Annotated in this window: 5 protein-coding genes and 1 pseudogene; 3 read left to right on the top strand and 3 right to left on the bottom strand. The window is 68.3% G+C overall.

What is annotated here, in order from left to right; genetic code table 11:
- Both ABZ260_RS43855 and ABZ260_RS43860 read left to right on the top strand, forming a co-directional pair.
- A pseudogene (locus ABZ260_RS43855) lies at positions 1–386 on the top strand (KR domain-containing protein); the annotation flags it as partial.
- Between the two features lie 123 nt (positions 387–509).
- Positions 510–1,217 carry a phosphopantetheine-binding protein gene (locus ABZ260_RS43860; RefSeq protein WP_355629838.1) on the top strand — a complete coding sequence of 236 codons (708 nt, stop codon included), beginning with the start codon at positions 510–512 and terminating at the stop codon, positions 1,215–1,217.
- 84 nt (positions 1,218–1,301) lie between these two features.
- Here ABZ260_RS43860 and ABZ260_RS43865 read toward each other — a convergent pair whose 3' ends face one another.
- From ABZ260_RS43865 to ABZ260_RS43875, 3 genes are read right to left on the bottom strand one after another with little or no spacing between them, the layout of a single operon-like run.
- Complete coding sequence (locus tag ABZ260_RS43865; protein WP_355629825.1) at positions 1,302–1,496, bottom strand: ferredoxin; 195 nt, start codon at positions 1,494–1,496, stop codon at positions 1,302–1,304.
- 45 nt (positions 1,497–1,541) lie between these two features.
- Entirely contained in the window at positions 1,542–2,717 is a 1,176-nt protein-coding gene (locus ABZ260_RS43870; RefSeq protein ID WP_355629828.1) for a cytochrome P450, read from the bottom strand.
- Positions 2,718–2,751: 34 nt separating this feature from the next.
- Entirely contained in the window at positions 2,752–4,119 is a 1,368-nt protein-coding gene (locus tag ABZ260_RS43875) for a glycosyltransferase (RefSeq protein WP_355629832.1), read from the bottom strand.
- Between the two features lie 378 nt (positions 4,120–4,497).
- Here ABZ260_RS43875 and ABZ260_RS43880 point away from each other — a divergent pair.
- The coding region (locus ABZ260_RS43880; RefSeq protein ID WP_355629835.1) for a type I polyketide synthase at positions 4,498–6,575 on the top strand (2,078 nt) is incomplete at its 3' end.

Genomic DNA, 6,575 nt, shown 5'->3' on the forward strand with positions numbered 1-6,575 from the left:
GGGTCAGGCGGAGATGATCCTCAAGGTGAAGGAGCCCATCGCGGAGGAGTACCACCGCATGCGCCCCGGCCAGGTGCTCTTCACCTACCTGCGATGCCGCCGACAGGGACGCGCTGGCCGCCGTGCTGGCGGGCATCCCGGCCGAGTTCCCGCTGACCGCAGTGGTGCACGCCGCGGGCGTGCTCGACGACGGCCTGGTGGACGGTCTGACCCAGGAGCGGTTCGAGACGGTGTTCCGAGCCAAGGTCACCTCGGCGTTCGTGCTGGACGAGCTGACGCGAGACCTGGACCTGGCGGCGTTCGTGCTGTTCTCGTCCGCCGCGGGAACGCTGGGCAGCCCCGGCCAGGGCAACTACGCCGCCGCCAACGCGGTGCTGGACGGCCTGGCCGAGCGGCGGCGCGAGCGCGGGCTGGCGGCCACGGCGGTGGCGTGGGGTGCCTGGGCCGGCGGCGGTATGGCGGAGGTGGCCGCGGCGCAGGAGGCGTCCCGGCGCATGGGCGTGCGCCCGATGGACCCCGAGCTGGCCGTCTCCGCGTTGAGCGGCCTCGTCGCCGGAGGCGAACCGGTCGCCGTGGTCGCCGACATCGAGCACGAGCGGTTCGTCCGCTCCTACACGGCGGGCCGGCCCAGCCGGCTGCTGAGCGAGCTGCCGGGATACCGTGAGCTGGTCGAGTCGGCAGGCTCGGCGCAGGAGGCCGCGCAGTCGGCGTCCGCCCTGCGGGACAGGCTGGCCGGCCTTACCGGCTCCGAACGGCTTGGCGTGCTGCTCGACCTGCTGCGCGGCCAGATCGCCATGGTTCTAGGGCACTCCGATCGCGAGGCGATCGGCGCCGACCAGGCGTTCCGGGACCTCGGCTTCGACTCGCTCAGCGCGATCGAGCTGCGCAACCGGCTCACGGCGACGACGGCGCTGAAGCTGCCGGCCACGCTCATCTTCGACTATCCGACTCCGGAGGCCCTCGCCGGTCACGTGATCGCGCAGCTTATGCCGGAGACGGGCGGAGTCCCGGGTGTCGACGAGGAGGAGACGCGGGTCCGGGCGCTGTTCGCGTCGCTGTCCATGGCCAGGCTGCGGGAGATCGGTGTGCTGGACGCGCTGCTGCACCTGACCGGTGACCGGGCGGCCGCGTCCACCGAGGACGAGGACGGCGACGCGCTCGACTCGATGGGGCTCGACGAACTGGTGCGGGCGGCCCTCGACGGCGGAGGCCACTGAGCCCCGCCCGTGTGGGCGCGCAACGCCAATGACCCGGCCGGGTGTGTTCACCCGGCCGGGTCAGATCGTTCGGTACGGCGCCCCTTAGCTTTCGGCCAGCGAGATGGACCCGGACGGGCAGGCACGGACGGCCTCCCGAGCGAGCGCCTGAGCCGGGTCTTCCAGAGATTCGACCAGAACCATGACGGTTCCCTCATCGCTCTGGTCGAACACCTCCGGGGCGATGAGCACGCACTGGCCGGCACCGACGCAGCGCTGGGCGTTCACATTGACACGCATGGCATTCCTTATTTTGATCCTGGGGTAAACGGTCGGGCAGGCTCGTCACCAGCGGACTGGGAGCGCGTGCAGCCCGAACAGCACACCGTCGTGCTTGAACGGCAGGTCCTCGACCGCCATATCGAGCTCAAGGGTCGGAATCCGCCGGAACAGGGACCCGAAGACGGCCTCCATCTCGATCCTGACGAGGTTCTGCCCGAGACACTGGTGCACGCCGTACCCGAACGCGACGTGGTGGCGGGCCGAGCGGCTCGGATCGAACTCCTCGGCGTGCGCGAACGTGGCCTGGTCGTGGTTGGCCGAGGCGCCGAGCGGCACGATTCCCTCGCCGGCTCTGATGAGCTGCCCGCCGATCTCGACGTCCTCCACGGCCACGCGCAGCGCCACCCGGTCGGCGACGGACAGGTAGCGCAGCACCTCCTCGACCACCCCGGGCGCGTTGATCCACTGCCGGTTCAGCATCAGCATGACCACGCCGAGCGCGATGTTGTTCGCCGTCGTCTCGTGCCCGGCGATCAGCAGCAGCAGGGCGACGCCGGAGATCTCCTTGGGGGTCAGCACCCCGGCGGACAGCAGCCGGCTGGTCAGGTCCCTGCCGGGGAAGCGCTGCTTCATGGCGATCAGCTTGGAGATGTAGAACAGCAGGTCCTTGGTCGCGGCATCGCGCTCGTCGTCGGTCGACGTGAAAGTCACCAGGACGCGTGTCCTGGACTCGAAAAGCTCGCGGTCCGTAGGCGGCACGCCGAGCAACTCGCAGATGACCAGCGACGGCACCGGCAGCGCGAACGCGGAAACCAGATCGGCGGTGGTGCCGCCGGCGAGCATGGCGTCGATGCTGGCGTCGACGACCCGCTGGACGGCCGGGCGCAGCTCACCGACCCGCCGTACGGTGAACTCCGGGATCAGAGCCTTGCGGAACCGCGTGTGTTCCGGCGGGTCATACGCGACGAACCACCCCGGAATCTGGTCGGGCATCGGCACCCCCCCGTTGCGCCCGATGGTCGGAAACCCCGGATGCAGGGGGCTGGCGCTGATCCGGGGGTCGGTGAGCACGGTGCGCACATCCTCGTGGCGCGTGACCAGCCACACGGTGCTGCCATTGGGCAGCTCCGACTTGACCAGCCCCGCCTGTGCCCGCAGCGAGGCGTACTCGTCCGGGGGAGAGAGCTGCCCGCGTCCTCGCCTCGGGAACTCGATGGAGATCGGATCGCTACTCGGCATAGTGTCGCCACGTCCTTCGGCAGTACCTGTCAGATCATTTCAGCGCCGGGCTGCCCAGGATCAGATCGGCGGCTGCCCGGACGCCCCCCGCCTCTCGCTGTACTTTGGAGAAGTGTTCGGCCCGTTCACGGAAAGCGGGGTTGTCCAGCACTCGGGTGATCTTGTCGAGGACATCTTCGACGTCGACGGTCTGCGGGTCGTCCACCGTGAGACTGACCCCGCTGTCCACGCCGCGCACCGCCTGGTCGTAGCAATCGACCCACAGCGGCCGGATGACCTGCGGCTTGCCGAAATACAGACCCTCGTGGAACGCGTTGCCGCCGCCGTGGTTGAAGAAGAGCCTGACGTTGGGATGGGCCAGCACATCGAGTTGAGAGGGGACCCAGCTCTCGATCCTGAGGTTTGGCGGGAGGTCGTCCCAAGGCGGTAGCAGGTGCTGCTGCTTCTCCGGGAGCTTCCACAGCACGGCGTGCCGGCCGTCCAACCGGCGGGCGACCTCCACCAGCGCGTGTACTTCGAGGCGGGTCAGCCGTGTGATGGTGCCGAATCCCATGTAGACCACGGAGGGGTTGGCGTCGAGCCAACGGGACAGGTCGTCGTCGCCCTGCGCCTCCGGTAACGGCGGGATGACGGCGCCGATCATGTGCAGCTTCTCCGGAACGGGGATCGGGTACTCCAGTCCGAACACCGAGTAGCACAGGATGAGCTCGGCGAAGTTGGTCTTCGCCGCTGGATGGGTCAGCTCCTTCCGTGGGAGCTGGAGTGACTTCACGGCGGCGAAGGATTCACGAATTTGCTTCAGCATCGTCGGGTGCAGGAACATCAGTGCGGCCCGGGTTTTGAAGTAGGTGTTGTAGACCCGCTGCTGGAACGACATGTTCAGGGGCAGCCCGGTGTGCATCATGGGGAACCCGCGCGGTGTATCGGTCATGAACAGGTTGCTCGGCATGAAAGGCGAGCTGAGTACGTACGGGACCTTCCACATGAAGGCCACCGGGAGCGCGATGGGGTTCACGCTGTCGAAGATCATGAGGGCCGGCTTGATCTCTTCGACAAGCGCGGAGAGCTTCCAGAAACTCTCCGCTTGCGTTGCCACGCCGAATGTATGCCGCACCACCGTGCGGTGCGCCTTCCACCGGGACCGCTGGACGATCTGGCGGTACACCTCGTCGTCCCACGTGCTGGGGGAATACTCCAAGACAGGGTCGCCGAGGGAGGCGAAGCGGACGCCCGTTCCCACATCGATCTTCTCGATGTCGGCCCTGCGCTCCTCGTCCGCCGCGAACCAGAGATCCTCCGTGCCACGCCGAGCCAGTTCGGTGGCGATCACGCGCAACGAATTGGAGACCCCGTCCCCCGAAGAGCTGACGAACAGCAGCGGCTTGCGGCTCTCGCCCATCATGCACACCTCCATCGCGGGAGCCGGACTGCCGAACAGTCAATGACGCGCAAGCGTCTGCTCCAGTGTCGGATCCCTCATCGCCGTGAACGTCTTCCGTGGCTTGACGCCAGCGTGCCCGCAAGGTATCGCGACGACATTAGGGGGATCACTAGTTTCTCGGGTCTGGCCCGTGGGCGCCGCCGGCTCGCCAGGCCGTCCAAAACTAGGCGTTTGCCGAGTCGCCATCGGTTTCAATTCTCCGGTGTATGACATGCTCGGCGGCTTCTTCCTGTGAGGAGCCCCGTCGGGCATGCCGCGAGTCGTTCTCTCCAACCATGCGGAGACCAGTGCTACCGCCCTGCCTCCCCTTGGTGCCCCGCTCGATGCACGGAGGTTGTGATGGATACGCCCAGTGAGCAGGTTGTTCAGGCGCTCCGGACCTCCATGAAGGAAGCAGAACGGCTGAGGCGCCAATACCAGAAGCTGGTCGCGGTCACAACCGAGCCGATCGCCATCGTGGCGATGAGCTGCCGGTTCCCCGGCGGGTTGTCTTCGCCCGAGGACTTGTGGCGGCTGATTGTCGAAGGCAGGGACGCCATTTCGGGCTTCCCGTCCGACCGCGACTGGGATCTCGACATGCTGTTCGGTCGTGATTCGGCTCGAAGCGACACTCGCGAGGGAGGTTTCATCCGCGACGTCGCGGACTTCGATCCTGGATTCTTCGGGATCTCGCCACGTGAGGCTTTGACGATGGATCCGCAGCAGCGGCTGCTGCTGGAAGTGTCATGGGAGGCCGTCGAGCGGGCCGGGATCGACGCCGCCCGGCTGCGTGGCAGCCGTACCGGGGTCTTCGTCGGGATGAGTGGTCAAGACTACTCCTACCTGATGGTGAACTCGCTGGCCGACCTCGAGGGCAACGTCGGGACCGGCGTGGGCGCGGGCGCAGCCTCCGGCCGGCTTTCGTACACCCTGGGCCTGGAGGGCCCAGCGGTGACCGTCGACACGGCCTGCTCGTCGTCCCTGGTGGCGTTGCACCTGGCGGCGCAGGCGCTGCGCGGCGGTGAGTGCTCGCTGGCGCTGGCGGGCGGGGTGACCGTTATGGCCACCCCCGGCGCATTCGTGGAGTTCTCCCGCCAGGGTGGGCTGGCCGCGGACGGCCGGTGCAAGGCGTTCGCCGACGCGGCGGACGGCACGGGCTGGTCCGAGGGCGTGGGCATGCTGGTGCTGGAGAGGTTGTCGGACGCTCAGCGCAACGGCCACCAGGTCCTCGCGGTTCTGCGCGGGTCGGCGGTGAACCAGGACGGCGCGTCGAACGGCTTCACCGCGCCGAACGGTCCTTCGCAGCAGCGGGTGATTCGCCAGGCGCTGGGCAGCGCTGGTCTGACTCCCGCTGATGTGGACGTGGTGGAGGGTCACGGTACGGGTACGACGTTGGGTGACCCGATCGAGGCGCAGGCCCTGCTGGCGACGTACGGGCAGGATCGGCCGGAGGACCGGCCGTTGCTGCTGGGGTCGGTGAAGTCGAACATCGGTCACACGCAGGCTGCGGCCGGTGTGGCGGGTGTGATCAAGATGGTCATGGCTCTCCGGCATGGGGTGCTGCCCAAGACGTTGCATGTGGATGCGCCGTCGTCGCATGTGGACTGGTCGGCGGGTGCGGTGGAGCTGCTGAGCGAGGCCAGGCCCTGGCCTCAGGTGGAGCGTCCGTGGCGTGCAGGGGTGTCGTCGTTCGGGCTCAGCGGCACCAACACCCACGTGATCATCGAGCAGGCGCCGGAGAACACGGGAATCGAGGCGCGAGCGGAGGACCGGGGCCCATCGGCTGCGACTGCGGGTGTGACGCCGGTACTGGTGTCGGGCCGTACGGCAGAGGCGTTGCGGACGCAGGCCGAGCGGCTGGTGTCGTTCGTCGATGGCGCGCCTGGTCTCGATCTGGCCGACATGGCCTTTTCTCTCGTCACGACCCGGTCGGCGTTCGAGCACCGGGCGGCCGTGCTGGCCAGTGATCGCGAGGATGTCGTGGCTGGGCTGCGGGCCTTGGCCGAGGGGCGGTCTGGTGCGGGCGTTGTGCTGGGGCAGAGCACGCGGCGGGGCAAGGTCGCGTTCCTGTTCACCGGTCAGGGTAGTCAGCGGGCGGGGATGGGCCGGGAGCTGTATGAGCGGTTCCCGGTGTTCGCGCAGGCGTTGGATGAGGTGATCGCCGAGCTTGACCCGCTGCTCGATGGGTCGGTGCGCGAGGTCCTGTTCGCTGAGCCGGGTACGCCCGAGGCGGGCTTGCTGGATCAGACGGGATGGGCGCAGCCGGCGCTGTTCGCGGTGGAGACGGCGCTGTTCCGGCTGGTGTCCTCGTGGGGGGTTCGGCCGGATGTGCTGGCGGGCCACTCGATCGGGGAGATCACGGCGGCGCACGTGGCCGGGGTGCTGTCCCTCCAGGACGCGTGTGTGCTGGTGGCGGGCCGGGCGCGGTTGATGCAGGC

Origin of the sequence: Streptosporangium sp. NPDC006013 (assembly GCF_040614275.1) — a bacterium.
Lineage (GTDB): Bacteria > Actinomycetota > Actinomycetes > Streptosporangiales > Streptosporangiaceae > Streptosporangium.

What these genes read in the sequence shown, in the direction of transcription:
- ABZ260_RS43860 (WP_355629838.1), top strand. Translation starts at nt 510, where the DNA reads ATGGACCCCGAGCTGGCCGTCTCCGCGTTGAGCGGCCTCGTCGCCGGA.
- ABZ260_RS43865 (WP_355629825.1), bottom strand. Translation starts at nt 1,496, where the DNA reads ATGCGTGTCAATGTGAACGCCCAGCGCTGCGTCGGTGCCGGCCAGTGC.
- ABZ260_RS43870 (WP_355629828.1), bottom strand. Translation starts at nt 2,717, where the DNA reads ATGCCGAGTAGCGATCCGATCTCCATCGAGTTCCCGAGGCGAGGACGC.
- ABZ260_RS43875 (WP_355629832.1), bottom strand. Translation starts at nt 4,119, where the DNA reads ATGATGGGCGAGAGCCGCAAGCCGCTGCTGTTCGTCAGCTCTTCGGGG.